A 15,494-nucleotide genomic window follows, 5' to 3' on the forward strand; every position below is an offset into this window, starting at 1 on the left:
CCAAAGCCCTCCCACAGGGCTTTGGCATATCATCAGGCTCCCGCCGCAATCTTGCGTATTTCCTGCTTTTACCCCAATACACTTATCTTTTTTGCCAAGCTGTGACACATTCCACTTCTGTGGCCGACTAACTAAGTATCACCAATAACAACAAGCAGGGACATAGTGAACACACAACACGCATTCAAACAGATGCTCGCTGACAACGACGGGCGGATCCGATATATCGCTGACCGCTACGGCGGGCCGAGTGACCGCGATGACATGTACCAGGAGATCCTGCTGCAATTGTGGCGCAGCTATGAAAGCTTTTCGGGGCAGTCCTCAATCGGCACCTGGGTGTATAAAGTCGCGCTGAATACGGCCAACACCTTTGCCAAAACCCGAATTAAACACAATGACATTAAACAATCCGTTTCCAGGCATAGCAAACAGCAACCTCACGCTGAACAAACAGGCTGTCAGGCCGACATTCTGAATCAGTTTATGGACAAGCTCAGTGATATCGATGCTGGTGTCCTGATGATGTATCTGGATGGCCTGAAATCGGAAGACATTGCACAGGTAACAGGGATAAGCGACAACGCAGTCCGCTCACGGATAAAGCGCATTAAGCGTGAGTTTGAACAGAACTTTGTAGGAGACGAGTCATGAAGCTGGATGATCTAAAACACAACTTTGCACAGCAAATCGAAACGAACAGCTCAGAAAAAAAACTGGCGTTGCAAATCGATGAGCTTAAAGTCAAAACTAAAAAATATCAGCGTGATATTAAAATGCGCGATTTTATGGAAATCTCCATTTCATTGTTGCTTATTCCTGTCTGGCTGTATGGCCTCACAATTAGCTTTAACTGGGTCCAGTCTTTAGGCTGTATTCTGGCCACCCTGACGAGCCTGTACATCCCCTATAAATTGCTTAGAGCTCGCCGCCTTTCCCCCAGCAAAGATGACAGCATCCGGGCATATTTACGTCAGGAGCAGCAAAGGCTTACTCAGCAAAAGCAACTTTTAGAGAGTATAGTATGGTGGTACATAGCGCCCATTTTTGTCAGTGTCATGTTGATCACGCTGGGCGCCAACATGGATGACAATGGGGTGATTCAACTCGATACCCACATGCAATTGTATTACCTGGTCGTACTGCTTGGTATGGTGGGGATCTACTTTTGGAATAAACGCGCCGCCGAGAAGAGGTTTGGACCTTTGCTGGAGCGCGTCGAACAACAGCTTAATGAACTGAGCGACGAATAGGCACATTACGACCATGCATCATCGAGCCCCGAACTGCTGACGCAACGGGGCTCAGCGCGCTAGATTGCCTGCATAGGCTCCACCGCATAAGCCTGATGAAGAAGCACAGATAAGGATTCAGACTCTTTCAGGCGGTGCCCTGAAATTTCCGCCACTTCTACACCTGGTGTCCAAGAGTTCATCACCACAGCCCCGCGAAGCGATGGCAAACTCGCCAATGTCACAGGTTCAGTGCGCTGCTCGATATTAAGTAAGCATAGTTTCCGCTGAACCATGCTCATCATAGTGCCTTGTAGTTTTGGCGCCTGTGGCCAAATCACCGTTTCACCATCCCAAAAGGCAAGATTCCAGATGGTCCCTTCACTCAGACAACCTGTATCATCTATGAATACAGCATCATCATAGCCCTGCTGTGCAGCTTTGTGGAGGTAGTAAGTTTTGCTTATCTCCCCGACATGTTTAATTTCAGGCAAAGGTCGGCAATATTCGGTAGCCAGCAGTTTCAGCGGCCCGCTCGGTCCATTCGCAGGAGCACCAGTACGAACCATAATATTCGGGTGGGTGTCCATACTATCCAGGGTGAACTCGCCATGGGCAGAATACAGAGTCACCGTCAAAGACAAGTCTTTGCCCGCCGCAGCGATCGCCGTGCGAACAGACGTCAGAATTTCTTCATCAGACAATGCCTGACCAAACAATTCGACTGACGCATGACGTAACCTGTTCAGATGCAGATCCATGCCCTTTACCATGCCATCACGCACCTGCATAGCGGTAAAATGTGCAAAACCAGAGAAGGCCAGCTGGCTCATTTGAGGATCCTGAAGTAGCGTACCGTTAACCACAGTTTGCGGCGTAAAGGTGTGTTCTTTCATACAATTAACTCCCGGTTTGAAACCTTTTTTGGAAGCCAGTACTATAAACTCTGACAGCACTGTGAGAGTCAAGAGCACATCATGAAAATCGGCGAATTATCGAAACAAACAGGGATCAGCATTCGCATGCTGCGGTATTACGAAGAGCAAGGCTTGCTTCACCCCAGCCGCTCCCCTTCAGGCTATCGCCACTACACATCGAACGATATCCAGACTCTGACCCGTATTCAGTTACTGAGCGCGGCAGGCATGACACTCAATACCATTTTGCAGTTCCTGCCCTGTATTCGCGGCGACAGGCCCATTTTTGAACCCTGTGACGAGCTCAGAAACCTGTTACATAGCGAAATCAAAGCCGTTGATGAAAAAGCCGCGCGACTGGCTGAGAGTAAAGCGATACTCAGTCGGTTTTTGGAGGAAATTGAGCAAGGGTAAGCCAGCGCCCATACCCATTGTTGATAAATCAAAGTAGTATGATACTCATCTTGCTCAATGGAATTTGTGAATGAAGTGCCCTGATTGTGCCCAAAATGGGATTTCTCCACTGCAGAAATCGCTTCTTATCTTTGATACAAAAGTCCGTTGTAAACTATGTGGTTTGCTACTTTATCTTCACCAAGGCGCTTTATGGACGATAACAGGCGCTATGAGCCTGAGTATAATACTCATGTCAGTCTTCGCTTTTACTAAACGGTCTGTCGACGTGATTTTGTTGGGCCTTGTGATAATTCCACTGTTGGCCGCAGTTGCTGCTTTGTTGTGCCCGCTGAAAGTCAAATCTAGAATAGGCACTAAACGAAGAACCCCGCGTCAAATTGCCTATAAGCAGAACAAAACGAAATAAATTCGTTCACGAACTACCTGCTTAATTTTTAATATCAAATTCCAGCCGTACCTTTTGGTTGGTCTGCCTGACGGGTGTGCCATTCTTTGTCTTAGGGTTATATTTCCATTTTTTTAGTGAGCGTATGGCTTCTTGATCAAATAAGCCATTATGGCTCGATTCAATGATGCGAATATTCTCGGGCCTGCCTTGCTCGTTAATATCGAATTGCATCTGAACATAGCCGTTTTTAATCTGAGGATCTGCCTGCTGAGTTGACGTGCAACCACCGATAAAAACCAGGGTAAACAGCGCGGTCAGTAAGTATTTCATATGAGGGTGCTCTTATTATTATGATTAGTTTGTGAATATGACAGTGTGGCTCGCACACCGTCATTGTCTTTCTATCAGCCCCTATGCTTGTTGCAACTGTGAACACGGCTTCCCATCCAGATGTAACTGCACCAGCTGCGTGATCTTATCCTTCAACCAGCCTGGACCAAAGTCAGCGATATCATCATGGCGCGCTTTGGGAATGGTCACCACGCAGCTGCCAAACTCGACTTGCTCCGCTTCGCTGGGCAGCACGCCCGAGTCTGCCGGAAAGTCGCTGGCACGTATAGACAGCACCTTGATATCCTTAGTTTTTGGTAATGGCACACGGCGATGGTCTAAGGTAATGATCTGTTTAACATAGGGCTTGCCTTCATTTCCCAGCCAGGCAGAAATATCACCCCCATTTGAGTGGCCAACCAAAGTTAAATTATTAAAATCGTATCCGGTTATGCTGTGTTGCAATTCTTCGTGTAAAAACGCCAGTGTTTTTGCACCACGCTGCCAGTTTTCACTGCGCGTTTCAAACAAATTACCAGAGACAGAAAGCGGCGGATCGCCCGGTAATTCGTGTCCGATTGCGACCACCAGATACCCGTGTTTATTCAGCACTTTGGATAAAAAGGTGTAATCAGTATGCGACATACCGTAGCCTGCTCCGAGGAACGCCACCGGGCAAAGGGCTTGTCCACTGCATTGTGCCTGAGATTCGGGATAAGTGATCTCCACCGGAATGGCCCTATCACGGGCTTTATCGTAAACACTGGCAGGTTGAACGTCGGCCGCAGCTGTACTCAACCAGCAGGCAGCTGCCACACCAAATCCTTTTAGAAACTTCATAAAACTCCTGAACTATCTCGTTAAAAAAAGCCGCATTGCGCGGCTTTTCCATTATTTTGTGTACTTTTCGAACCACGCGAGCGTGTGTTCTATTTTACTGATCATCCGCGAGGGACGCCCGGCGATACCATGGGGTGCACCCGGAATTTTCACCAGCACGGAGTCTATTTTACGATGTTTTAGTGCCTGATAGAACTGCTCTGTTTCAGCCATTGGCGTACGCAGGTCTTCCTCTCCAGTCATTAACATGGTTGGCGTGGTAACATTGCCTACCAAAGACAGCGGCGAGCGCTCCCAGTAATGATCAACATGCTCCCACGGCATCCCTGGGAACTGAGTGGGGATCTGCACCAGACCACTGTCGGCCGTCAGTACTTTGCTCAACCAGTTGATCACTGGCTTAACAACCACAGCAGCATTAAAGCGATCTGTCAGGCCAATGGCATAGGCAGTGGCGATACCGCCTGCAGAGCCACCCGCGATAAACAGGTTATCCTGATCAATAAAGCCCTTGGTAATCATGGCGTCAACACCAGAGTTGTGATCGGCAAAGTCTTCTTTTGAGCTGTACTTGTATTTCAGCAGCATGGCAAAACGCTCACCATATGAGCTACTACCACGATGGTTGTCGTAAAACACCACATAGCCCTGTGCTGCGTAGCGTTGTAACTCAGCCGAGAAATGTGGGCCATAAGCCAGGTGTGGACCACCGTGGATCTCCATCAACAATGGATACTTCTTATTCGGATCAAAATTTGGTGGCGTGATGTACCAGCCCTGGATCTGCTCACCATCAAACGATGATTTGTATGTGATTTCGTGCACTTTACCCAGTGTTTTGTGTGCCAGTAAGTCCTCGTTCAGCGCAGTCAGCGATTTCACTTTGCCTTTACTGGTTGTGACAGCGACATCAGCCGGACGCGAGCTTGAGCCTTTGGTAAAGGCAATCTCACCATCAAAGTTGGCGCTGAACTGACCGCTCAGGTAAGGACGGCCCAGCGTGGTGCCTGACAGCGTATTGGTCAGATCTTTAATTTTGCCTTTAGTCGTGATTGTCGCCAGCTTGCGCATACCGTGGTCGTCATAGGCTATTGCCAGCTTAGTGCTGCCTATCCAGCTTGGGCTTTGGATTGAACGGTCAAAGTCTTTCGCAATCATGCGAGATTCTTTGCTTTGCCAGTTCATAATGTTCAGTTTGTGATTGCGATACGGGTTCAGCTCACCCGATGAGCTTAAGAACGCCAGCTGCTTGCCATTTTCTGAAAAGCTCGGAGAGTGCTCGCGACCCGGTGCATTGGTCAATTGCGTGATCTTACCCGCGAAGTCAACTTCAAACAGGTCACCCTCCAAGCGCTTATATTCCCAGTCTGCAATGCGGTTTGCCGAGAACACGATGCCCTTTGAATCGCTGCGCCAGGCCAGCTTACCACTGTGGTGATAGTTACCTGATGTTAGCTGACGAGGCGTACCGCCCTCACTTGGCAACACAAATATCTGCCGATATCCTGGCTTAACCAGACCGCGTCCATCCGCCTGATAATAGGCCTTATCAATCACAATGGCCGACTCGGACCATTTTGCGCCTTTTGGTTTTGCCGGCATCTTGGCAATCACCGCTGGCTTTTCCTCAACTTTTTGGCTAAATGCCAGCCATTTACCATCAGGCGACCAGGTCAAGTCACTGATCCCAGCCTGTAACTGAGTCAACAATGCTGTGCGATTTTGCGCAATGTAATGCACGTGCACCTGAGTGCTGCCAGACACATCACTCAAAAAGGCTATCTTGCTGCCATCGGGCGACCAGCGCGGCTGATGATAACGGTTTTCGTCAGAAAACAACGGAGACTGTACGCCCGTTTTTGCATCGACCAACCACAAGTTTTGTCTTTTGGCATCCTTCATCACGTCGTTGCTGTTACGTACGTACACCACTTGCTCACCATTAGGCGATATTTGCGGATCGCTTGCATATTCAAGCTCAAAAATATCTTCTGCCTGTAGCCCGGCATTAGCCTGCGCCAATACGGGTAGTGTTGCAAACGCCAGTAAGGAACATTGCAAAGTACGTTTCAGTCCAAAAGGCATGGGCAGCCTCCTATTGTTATCATTTTAATAAAGGCCACATAGTTATTCAGCTGAATACAGATGTCATCCAATACGCGATAAAACGGAATAAAAACCCGATGTGTTATAAAGTCACAAAGATATTGAATGTCGCTTAAGTCAGCCAAACCTATGTCTGGCTGTTAATCGGTTGAGCTTGATACGCTTTTGTTTGTATCCCTTGATGGGCACTATAGGTTCACTACGCTGATTTTTCTAACAAATGGGCAACCACCTTGGCAGCCTCTTCAAATTCAAAGTCTTCAATCAAATCAATAAGCCGCTTGCTGGTCGCCTCGTCCAACTTATGGCTGGCGGCAAGCTCACGCACCTGTTCAACTGATTGCATATCACAACTGAGCAGCAGTGCTTCAAGCTGAGTAAAATCTTCTTTCGTTACCTTTAAACTAACCACATTTGTTCGCTTAATTAAAGGCGTATCTTCCTGATTTAGTTCACTCAGCTGCTTGTGTAGCCCCCTCAGGAATTCAGTCAGATGCTCTACCTGCTCCAACTCGACTTGCTCACCGCTGCCAATCGCTTTTTCAATCTCTGCGGCGCGTTTTGATAAGTCATCCATGCATAAATTGGCACTTGCGCCTTTCAAAGAGTGAGCAATTCGCTCAGCATGTTCCAGATCACCTATGACCAGCGCCTGATTCAAATTAATGGTTTCCTCAATTTGGTTTCTGGCAAATTTCTTAATAATGCTCCAAAACGCCTTGTCATTGCCGCCCAGCCTCTTAATAGCGCGTTCAACGTCCACACCTGCTATTTCGATTTGCTCATCGTTTTTCACTTCCTTACCCTTATCCAGCTGGGCTTCAGTTTGCAAAGCAACAGGATCAGTAGGCTCAGATTGCTTATATAAGTGGCTGCGTATTGTTTCTGCCATTTGATTGAAGTTGATTGGTTTGCCGATATGGCCATTCATTCCGGCAGATTGACACTTTTGAAGGTCTTCCTTCATAACGTTTGCTGTCATTGCGACAATTGGTAATGCATTAAACTGACCGAGCTTTCTGATGTACTTTGTTGCAGAATACCCGTCCATAACAGGCATTTGTATATCCATCAGTACAATGTCAAACGCTTGTTCCTTAATCATTTCGACCGCAACCTGACCATTCTCAGCAATACTTACCTGGAGGTTTAACGAGGACAGCATTTCTGTGGCAATTTCCTGATTTGTGCTGTTATCTTCAACCAAAAGTACATGCTGCTGCTCAAATAAAAGCGCGGTGTTGTCGACCTTTCTATATGACTCACTCCCCCCTTGCGGCTCCGACAACTGAAAAGACTCCATGATCGAATTGAGCAGTACAGATGCATTCACAGGCTTCAAAATGACCGAATCAATAAGCTCATGCACCTCTGAATTCATGCCAATATCCGTTCCATATGCCGTGACAAGCACATACTTAGGTTCTGTTTCCAGCTCTAATGCCCGAATATGTTTAATCGCATCAATACCGCTCATATGCGGCATTTTCCAGTCCATGAAAATAATGTCATAGCCCCCGGCTTGCGCCAGTTCAACGGCACCGGAACCACTGGCAGAGCACGTCACCTGAAACTTCATTGCTTTAAGCAAATTAGTTAAAATAGCCCGTGCACTTTCATTGTCATCAACAACCAGCGCTTGCTTACCCGCGAGCTGACTGTCAGGGCAGATTACATTGGTGAGCTTAGCCGACTGTAAGCCACTCTTTATAGTGAAAAAGAACTCCGAGCCTTTCCCTTGCTCACTATGAACACCAACAGAGCCCCCCATGAGCTCCACAAGCTTCTTGCAGATACTCAGACCAAGTCCGGTACCACCATACTTACGTGTGATTGAACCATCTGCCTGCGAAAAAGCCTGAAACAACTTATTTTGCTGCTCGCGAGACATGCCAATACCCGTATCTTTCACCGAGAACTTTAAGGTTACCTGGTCTTCAATTTGCTCGGCGGTGGTCACCGAAATAGTAATTTCACCCTGCTCGGTGAATTTGATGGCGTTACCACACAAATTAATCAGGATCTGCCCGAGGCGCAGGGGGTCGCCAACCAGGCTAATTGGCACATCAGGGGCGATATCTAGCAACATCTCCAGGCCTTTCTCTTGCACCCGAATCACATTGATGTTGACCACATTGTCCAGAACCTCTTGCAAAGAAAAGTCGATGTGTTCAATTTCAAGTTTACCTGACTCAATTTTGGAAAAATCTAATATATCGTTAATGATCCCCAGCAAACTTTTCGCAGCTTGATCTATTTTATTGATATAACCCATCTGTTGTGGGGTAAGATCGGTTCTGAGCGCCAAATGGCTCATACCAATAATGGCGTTCATCGGGGTTCGGATCTCGTGGCTCATATTTGCCAAAAACTCCCCTTTTGCGGTACTCATTTCATCGGCTTTATCTTTAGCCAGCCTTAACTCTTGCTCCATTTGTTTGCGTTCTGTCACGTCAAGCAGCAAACCTACTACGCCTGCCAGCCGATTTTCAGCATTGGTAAATAACGCCTCATACACAATGAAATTTCTGGGGTCGCCTTCTGCATTCTCGATTGTTATTTCATAATGGTGGTTTGACTCTCTGTCGATTAAATCCTGGTGGGATTGCTCAAAAACCTGAGCAATTTCATAATCGAAAATATCCTCAGCCGTGGCGTCCAGCACATCGGCATCGAATGTCCCAAAGTATTGATTAAAAACGCTATTTACGCCTAAATATTGGCCTTCGCTATTTTTGTAGTACATTGGGCTTGGGATGGCGTCGAGAATTTTCTTATTCAACTCAAGCTGCTCGACAATACGCTTTTCTGCTTTAGACTGCAGGTCAATATTCTGGGTCAATTGCAAACTCACCGCCAGATCATTAATAACCGATTTAACCCACTTGTAGTCCTGCTCTGTCAACTCAACCAGGCTACCCAATTCCAATAACCCGATACTGTCGTTACTCACCACCAGCGGAAAGTAATATAGCTCACTAATCGAGAGCTTTTGTCCGTTCAACTCGATGGCATATTGCTCTTTTTCAAACTTCATAGAGTAGGGCTTTTGAGTGCTCAGAACATGAAAGTGAATGGAGTCATAATTGCTGTATGTTGTGGCGCAGCTGCTGCTATAGCCTGTTCCGGCAACTCGGTTGAGTGCTTTCTGATCTTCAAACACATATAAGCCAAGTAATGGCACAGATAACCGCTGCTCCAGAAACTGTAACAGCTCTTCACCAAGATCATGCGGACTTTTCTTGCCTCGCAATGCAAGACCAAAATCCTTCATAATGGTGTTAAACTCAAGTTGCTCAGATAAGTCATTAAGCAGCTTGTTCATAGACATAGAGAGTTCCGACAGCTCCCCTTTTACGGATTCATCGAGCGTAAAATTATAATTACCTTGCTCCACATTGCTGACCACCTGCTTTTGGATAGAGGCAACGGGGTTAATATACAATTTCCACAGCAGATAGAATGACAATGCGATATTGATGAGTAAAATCAGGTTAAATATGTTTCTGAACATATAAGCAGCGCTGAGGCTGTCTTGATGGCTTTGCAATTCATTATTAAGGCGTGTTGCAATGGCTCTGTGCGCCTCGCCAATTGCGGTCATAATTTTTGATTTTTCGGCTAAAAACGTATCGCTGAATAAAATCTTCTGCGCGCTTGTTAAATCGGGCTCCCCTCCTTCCACCCAATTCCCATACTCATCCCGATAGATCCCCTGAATGGCATTAAAAGCCTGCCTTTCTAACCCCACTAATCCATTCGATGTGGACAGGGCATTTTGCATTTGCAACAGTTCAAAATCTTGTGCCCCAAGTTGTTGGAAGCGCTCGATAATATTATGCCCGTCTTCTATCCGCTCTAACTCTGGCAAGCTGGCATGCGGTGACGCGAGATTATCCCAATAATCAAAAGTATTGGCGCTTTGCGCTTGCACTTTGCCATCCCGTACAAGCAAAACAAACTGAAACAACTGCTGCCATTTTTCATCGCCGGTTACTGCATAGGCCCGGGCAAAATTCGTTAAGTTATCCGAGCTGAGTTTCAATTCATGGGCAAGTTCCGTAAGCTGAAATAACTGTGCTTGCTTCTGTGATAAGGCATTGACCTCTATCCTGACAAAATGCGACATCAAGCCGATCCCACAACTCACAACCAGCATCATTAAAAAAGTGATAAAGAAGCTAGCTCTCAAGCTTTTCATTTTACTCAATCCCTATTTGGCGTTTCACTAATAATAGACCTATATTTCTGAGTACGTCGTGCAATCGTGCAACATAGTGGTAACAGAGGCTATGGAAGAATTAAAGACCGTGCTGGTAGTAGATGATGTGAAAGAGAACCTGGCTTTCATGGCGGAAATTATCAAAGACAAATATCGTGTGTTGGCAGTAAAAAGTGGCGAAGCCGCGATTAACCTTGTTGAGAACAATCAGATAGATATCATTTTGCTGGATGTTGTGATGCCACAAATGAATGGCTACGATGTCATCAAATATCTGAAGTCACATGAGTCTCACTGTGAAATTCCGGTCATCTTCCTGACCGCAAAAACCAGCGTCTCGGATGAAGAAAAGGGCTTTATGCTGGGCGCATGTGATTATATCAACAAACCAATTAGCCCCCCCATCCTGTTGGCTCGCCTAAATACGCATCTGCTAAACAAAGAATCTAAAGATATTCTTAAAAACAAAAACAATTACTTAGAAGAAGAAGTACAGAAACGGACCGAACAAATGTCGCAGCTGCAGGACGTTACTATTCAGGCAATGGCAAGCCTTGCAGAAACCCGGGATCAGGAAACCGGTAATCATATTCGCCGTACACAGCTTTATGTCAAGTTGCTCGCCACCATACTCAGTGGCAAAGAAAAGTATAAGCAGATACTGACCCCCGAAGTCATCAATATTTACTACAAATCCGCACCTCTGCATGATATTGGCAAAGTTGGCATACCGGACAATGTACTACTCAAACCAGCCCGGCTTACAGCTGAAGAGTTTGAGATTATGAAAAGCCATACCGTGTTTGGCCGCAATGCTATCGAAACGGCCGAATCAGCATTAGGCCAGACCGACAGCTTTTTACAAACAGCAAAAGAGATTTCTCATTATCACCATGAAAAGTGGGATGGCTCAGGTTACCCCGAAGGCCTCAAAGGAGAAGATATCCCACTCAGTGCCAGGCTGATGGCCATTGCCGATGTTTACGATGCGCTCATCAGTCGACGAGTTTATAAAGATGCCATGGAACACAGCGACGCAATTGCGATTATGAAAGAAGGCCGTGGCAGTCATTTTGACCCCGAACTATTAGATGAATTTCTGGCACAAGAAAGCGCATTTTTTAAGATTTCTCAACAATACCGGGACTAAGATCGAACGGGGGACTTATGCCTTACTCAATTTTATTGGTGGACGATGATGAGATAAACCATGACATCGCAATGACCATGCTGGGCGAAACACATAGCTACGTTTCGGCATTTAATGGGGAAGACGCACTGGCACTGTTCAGTGAACGAAAGTACGATGCTGTTTTACTGGATGTCGTCATGCCGGGAATGAACGGCTACGAGGTTTGTCAGGCAATTCGCAAGGCTTCAAGTCATAACGATACCCCGGTTTTATTTGTGTCATCCAAAGACTGTATTGACGACAAACTGGAAGGCTTTAAGGCGGGTGGTGATGATTACATCACCAAGCCATTTGATGCAGACGAGCTGGCTTTCAGAATCGAACGCCTGGTGAAGTACAGCAATGAAATAGATACTTTAAAAGTAAACTGCGAAGCCGCTGAAGAAGTCACAATGACCGCCATTACCAGTTGCAGCGAGCTGGGACTGTGCCTTGAGTTTATTGAAAACACATATCGGTGTAATACACTATCAGAGCTCTCCACAGCCATCCTGGCGCTGTGTCAAAACCTTAACCTGAAAGCGTCCGTACAGCTCGGGTTACTGGGAGAGTTTCGGGATTTTAGCAACTTTGGCGTAATTAACCCACTTGAGCGCGAGTTATTAAAAAAAGGCCGCGAGAGCAAAACCGTTATCAATATTGAAAAGCGGAGCTTCTTTAACAGCGCCTATTGCTCCTTGCTGGTTAAAAATATGCCCATAGACGACGAAGAGAAATATGGGCGCTTCAATGACATCCTGGCTCTGGTCGTCAGAGGGGCGAATGCCAGACTAAAAAGCCTGGAGAGCAATGTTCAGGCTATTCAGGCAAAAAACCAGGGCCTTAAGGAGCTAAGTCAGATTGCCAGCAAAGATTTAGAAAGTATCGAACACATTTTTAAGCATTATAATGAATCGTGTCAGGAGCTGATTGAACGACTTATCTTTGATATCGAGGAGTCAATGCTAACCTTTGGGTTCAGCGATGCGCAAGAGCGGACAATTCGCGAGACCCTCGACGGAGCAAAGGACGATTTGCAACAGATACAAGCACATTCAGAAGACATGTCGACAACCTTTAATGACTTTTTTATCAAGCTGGATAAGCTCATCGATTAACGCTGGGGGTAATATCTGGATTAAATGCATCATGGCACTGGGTGTTTTTACATCGAAAGCGAGTGCCATGCTAAGCAAAGAAACCGCATACACCGGGGGCTCAAATCAGGAAAGCAACTTGCTCATTACAACCACATCCACGCCGCGATAATTAACTCGTTCCTGTGCCAGCCAGCCTAAACGCTGGTAAAGCCCGCCGTCTTGTTGTTCGGTTTGTAAGTGTAGTTCCCGGACACCAAAAGACTGAGCCAACTGCTCGATTCTTTGTACCAACGCAGAGGCGACCTGCTCCCCTCTTGCGTGAGGTGCGACATACACACCTCCCAGCCAGTGCGTTTTATCCGGGTAAATGGTCATTTCGTGAAAGCGCAGATGAGCAACGCCAACAGGTTTGTTTGCCTGCATTGCCAGCAACGCCAGTGGGATAGCATCTTTTTGCAGATACCCTGCGAGCTTATCTTCAAACGAGTTTACTGTGGCGCCAGGTGCCAGCGCCCCCCACTCACTGAAATACCAGTGAGCAACCAGCGCCTTAAACTCCGGTCGTTCTGCGAGAAAACAAAATTCCAATGTCATCATTCCTTGTCTGTTTGTTGAATAGGTCAACTGTCTCAATATTGATACAGACTTGCAAGAAAGTAATAACTCCGTGCCTTTTGCCTGCTTGTACTAAACATTCAAGGCTTTTCAACTTCGAAAATTCGCATCTGGAATGCCGATTAAATCAATTACCTGATGAATATTTTAATATAACATCAAATGGCCTTTGTAATTAAAAGTGCACTTTTCTCATGGTTGGCAAGATGTGCCAGCCTCACATTTTTTAGGACAGACTATAAAAGGAAAGTAAGTATGATCTCTAAGTTATTACCAAGCTGTGCTTCAGCGCTGTGCATGAGCGCCACTCTGGCACTCGGACTCCTGCCCACTTTCTCTGCCACCGCAGCGACACAAAGTGGATATTGTGAAATATCCAGAACCCAACCGGGCGCGCCGCCTATGAGCTGGGACAACAATGACTACGTGACAACCGCCAAGTACTCCGTCTTTGGCGCCGAGAGCTGTGAAGTCCCAAACAATGCGACTATCACCAATATTCGCGCGAGTTTTACTGCCTATGCGGATAGACAAGTACTGACCCGGGGCCTGCTGCTGGGCGATTATATTCTCACAGTTAGCGCATCTTCTCCCTATTTACCTAATCCGCTAACCGGTCAGGTAAAAGCCATTATGTCGGCATACGGTGCAAACTCATTAGGGTCTTCAACAGTTAACCTGCCTTTTAATGGTACTCGCTTAGATAATCTGTCATTCACCCTGAAAGCACAGCTGAGCAACAGCGTGAGTTTGCGGTGTGCCAATAGAAACCCCGCTGAATGCGAAGACTATATGTATTTCGAATACACCATCGGCGTTGATTATGAATATGAAGTGCCTGGTGTGCCTGATGCACCAGGCTGGATCAATGCCTCAGCTTCAGGTAACAGCGTGAATGTGAACTGGGAACCTGTCAGCGGTGCAACCTATAAAGTTGCCATTCAATATAACAACAATAGCTGGACCGACTATCAATATATTCCGAGTCCGGCTTCAGCGTCCTATATGAGTTGGCACAACTTAAATGATGGTAATCGTCGTTATCGTGTCGTCGCTTGTAATAGCTATGGTTGCTCTCAACCTTCGCCGATCTCAAACACAGTTACAGTGCGCTCAGGCTTGGGTACACCCAACGCGCCTTACGCCAGATTAAGTGGCAATACCATCATTGTGGATTGGAACGATGTGCCTGGTGCCTATCAGTATGTACTTTCAATCAAGTACAACAACAATAACTGGACAGACTACCGGTTCTACAGCGCACCAAACACGTCCAGTATCTCTTGGTCAAACTTAGGGTCAGGCAACAGGCAATATCGCGTCAAAGCGTGTACGCAAAGTGGCATTTGCTACAACGCATCACCTGCATCTAACGTTGTAAGTAACTAACGCTTTAATCCGCGTCGGCTACCAACCTCAATGCTTTGAGTGAAAGTTGGTAGTCGCCATTGAGTAATGAATTAGCCTGCAACTAAGGAGCGTTGAAATTTGTTAAGCTATATAAGTCGGCTTTTCTTCAGAATGAGTGACATAATTTTCGTTTATTCTATAGGTCGCCTTTCTAATCTGGTTGTGCTTGAGTAAGGGGTATAGCAGTGGTAATTTGTTTGCTTATCGTAATGAATGATGCGTATACAGGGCTATTAACAGGCCTGACAGAATGTCAGTACGCCAGTCATTTTTACAGGGAATAAGCGTTAAATGTTATGGCCACAAATTACAAATTTAAAAAAGTGAAAGCAGGCAGGGATCACATTGCCGACAACTTCCACAATGCACTGAGCCTTTCTGATATGGCACAGCACGCGCATATCTCTCCCTACCATTTTTTACGGGTTTTCAAGGACACTTATGGCGAAACGCCCAATGAATTTTTGATCCGGCTCAGAGTAGCACACGCAAAGAAACTGCTGATTACCGAAAACCACAGTGTCTCAGAGATTTGTGAGCATGTGGGTTATTCAAGTCTTGGCAGCTTTTCCTCTTTATTTTTAAAGCAAACAGGCATGGCACCGACTTTATATCGTCGCAAACTTTGGGCCTTGTCGGCTGAGCCATTTTGCTTTCCCGCTCAGGCCATACCGGCCTGTTATGCTCGTCACTTTTTAGGCAAATAGCGCAATATTGGAGAAACCTTTGCTGGATTTTATCTATAC

13 protein-coding genes are annotated in these 15,494 nt (G+C 46.3%); 7 read left to right on the forward strand and 6 right to left on the reverse strand.

The genetic code is table 11. The features are described from left to right. Positions 1 to 165: 165 nt before the first annotated feature. Both CWC22_RS21410 and CWC22_RS21415 read left to right on the forward strand, forming a co-directional pair. Positions 166 to 654 (forward strand): RNA polymerase sigma factor, encoded by a 489-nt coding sequence (locus CWC22_RS21410; RefSeq protein WP_138539245.1) that lies wholly within the window; start codon positions 166 to 168, stop codon positions 652 to 654. Beyond that, on the forward strand, positions 651 to 1,253 hold the full coding sequence (locus CWC22_RS21415) for a hypothetical protein (protein ID WP_138539244.1): 603 nt from the start codon (positions 651 to 653) through the stop codon (positions 1,251 to 1,253). The genes CWC22_RS21410 and CWC22_RS21415 overlap by 4 nt, the downstream gene beginning before the upstream one ends. A gap of 59 nt (positions 1,254 to 1,312) precedes the next feature. Here the strand turns inward: CWC22_RS21415 and CWC22_RS21420 are convergent, their stop codons facing one another. Beyond that, the gene (locus CWC22_RS21420) at positions 1,313 to 2,128 is read right to left on the reverse strand and encodes an aminotransferase class IV family protein (protein ID WP_138539243.1); all 816 of its coding nucleotides are present in this window, start codon (positions 2,126 to 2,128) and stop codon (positions 1,313 to 1,315) included. Between the two features lie 81 nt (positions 2,129 to 2,209). Between CWC22_RS21420 and CWC22_RS21425 the strand changes: the two genes are divergently transcribed. After that, positions 2,210 to 2,563, forward strand: a complete 354-nt coding sequence (locus tag CWC22_RS21425; protein ID WP_010380382.1) for a MerR family transcriptional regulator — start codon at positions 2,210 to 2,212, stop codon at positions 2,561 to 2,563. 430 nt (positions 2,564 to 2,993) lie between these two features. Here the strand turns inward: CWC22_RS21425 and CWC22_RS21430 are convergent, their stop codons facing one another. From CWC22_RS21430 to CWC22_RS21445, 4 genes are all read right to left on the reverse strand, one after another. Then, a complete protein-coding gene (locus CWC22_RS21430) occupies positions 2,994 to 3,284 on the reverse strand; it encodes an energy transducer TonB (RefSeq protein ID WP_138539242.1) in 291 nt (96 codons plus the stop codon). A gap of 81 nt (positions 3,285 to 3,365) precedes the next feature. After that, positions 3,366 to 4,124, reverse strand: a complete 759-nt coding sequence (locus tag CWC22_RS21435) for an alpha/beta hydrolase (RefSeq protein WP_138539241.1) — start codon at positions 4,122 to 4,124, stop codon at positions 3,366 to 3,368. 51 nt (positions 4,125 to 4,175) lie between these two features. Then, complete coding sequence (locus tag CWC22_RS21440; protein ID WP_138539240.1) at positions 4,176 to 6,209, reverse strand: S9 family peptidase; 2,034 nt, start codon at positions 6,207 to 6,209, stop codon at positions 4,176 to 4,178. Between the two features lie 220 nt (positions 6,210 to 6,429). Next, complete coding sequence (locus tag CWC22_RS21445; protein WP_138539239.1) at positions 6,430 to 10,431, reverse strand: hybrid sensor histidine kinase/response regulator; 4,002 nt, start codon at positions 10,429 to 10,431, stop codon at positions 6,430 to 6,432. Between the two features lie 91 nt (positions 10,432 to 10,522). On the opposite strand from CWC22_RS21445, the gene CWC22_RS21450 reads away from it, so the two are divergent. Both CWC22_RS21450 and CWC22_RS21455 read left to right on the forward strand, forming a co-directional pair. After that, the gene (locus tag CWC22_RS21450) at positions 10,523 to 11,602 is read left to right on the forward strand and encodes an HD-GYP domain-containing protein (RefSeq protein WP_138539238.1); all 1,080 of its coding nucleotides are present in this window, start codon (positions 10,523 to 10,525) and stop codon (positions 11,600 to 11,602) included. Positions 11,603 to 11,619: 17 nt separating this feature from the next. After that, on the forward strand, positions 11,620 to 12,741 hold the full coding sequence (locus CWC22_RS21455) for a response regulator (protein ID WP_138539237.1): 1,122 nt from the start codon (positions 11,620 to 11,622) through the stop codon (positions 12,739 to 12,741). Between the two features lie 105 nt (positions 12,742 to 12,846). On the opposite strand, the gene CWC22_RS21460 is transcribed toward CWC22_RS21455, so the two are convergent. Further along, positions 12,847 to 13,317 carry a GNAT family N-acetyltransferase gene (locus tag CWC22_RS21460; protein WP_171045128.1) on the reverse strand — a complete coding sequence of 157 codons (471 nt, stop codon included), beginning with the start codon at positions 13,315 to 13,317 and terminating at the stop codon, positions 12,847 to 12,849. A gap of 276 nt (positions 13,318 to 13,593) precedes the next feature. On the opposite strand from CWC22_RS21460, the gene CWC22_RS21465 reads away from it, so the two are divergent. After that, a complete protein-coding gene (locus CWC22_RS21465; RefSeq protein ID WP_049864327.1) occupies positions 13,594 to 14,727 on the forward strand; it encodes a fibronectin type III domain-containing protein in 1,134 nt (377 codons plus the stop codon). A gap of 317 nt (positions 14,728 to 15,044) precedes the next feature. Next, positions 15,045 to 15,455: a helix-turn-helix domain-containing protein gene (locus tag CWC22_RS21470; RefSeq protein WP_138539235.1), complete on the forward strand. Its 411-nt coding sequence runs from the start codon at positions 15,045 to 15,047 to the stop codon at positions 15,453 to 15,455. The last annotated feature ends 39 nt before the right edge of the window (positions 15,456 to 15,494 follow it).

Origin of the sequence: Pseudoalteromonas rubra, assembly GCF_005886805.2 — a bacterium.
Classification (GTDB): Bacteria; Pseudomonadota; Gammaproteobacteria; order Enterobacterales; family Alteromonadaceae; genus Pseudoalteromonas; species Pseudoalteromonas rubra_D.

Coding starts and splice junctions, on each gene's coding strand:
- CWC22_RS21415 (WP_138539244.1), top strand. CDS start 651: ATGAAGCTGGATGATCTAAAACACAACTTTGCACAGCAAATCGAAACG.
- CWC22_RS21420 (WP_138539243.1), bottom strand. CDS start 2,128: ATGAAAGAACACACCTTTACGCCGCAAACTGTGGTTAACGGTACGCTA.
- CWC22_RS21425 (WP_010380382.1), top strand. CDS start 2,210: ATGAAAATCGGCGAATTATCGAAACAAACAGGGATCAGCATTCGCATG.
- CWC22_RS21430 (WP_138539242.1), bottom strand. CDS start 3,284: ATGAAATACTTACTGACCGCGCTGTTTACCCTGGTTTTTATCGGTGGT.
- CWC22_RS21435 (WP_138539241.1), bottom strand. CDS start 4,124: ATGAAGTTTCTAAAAGGATTTGGTGTGGCAGCTGCCTGCTGGTTGAGT.
- CWC22_RS21440 (WP_138539240.1), bottom strand. CDS start 6,209: ATGCCTTTTGGACTGAAACGTACTTTGCAATGTTCCTTACTGGCGTTT.
- CWC22_RS21445 (WP_138539239.1), bottom strand. CDS start 10,431: ATGAAAAGCTTGAGAGCTAGCTTCTTTATCACTTTTTTAATGATGCTG.
- CWC22_RS21450 (WP_138539238.1), top strand. CDS start 10,523: ATGGAAGAATTAAAGACCGTGCTGGTAGTAGATGATGTGAAAGAGAAC.
- CWC22_RS21455 (WP_138539237.1), top strand. CDS start 11,620: ATGCCTTACTCAATTTTATTGGTGGACGATGATGAGATAAACCATGAC.
- CWC22_RS21460 (WP_171045128.1), bottom strand. CDS start 13,317: ATGACATTGGAATTTTGTTTTCTCGCAGAACGACCGGAGTTTAAGGCG.
- CWC22_RS21465 (WP_049864327.1), top strand. CDS start 13,594: ATGATCTCTAAGTTATTACCAAGCTGTGCTTCAGCGCTGTGCATGAGC.
- CWC22_RS21470 (WP_138539235.1), top strand. CDS start 15,045: ATGGCCACAAATTACAAATTTAAAAAAGTGAAAGCAGGCAGGGATCAC.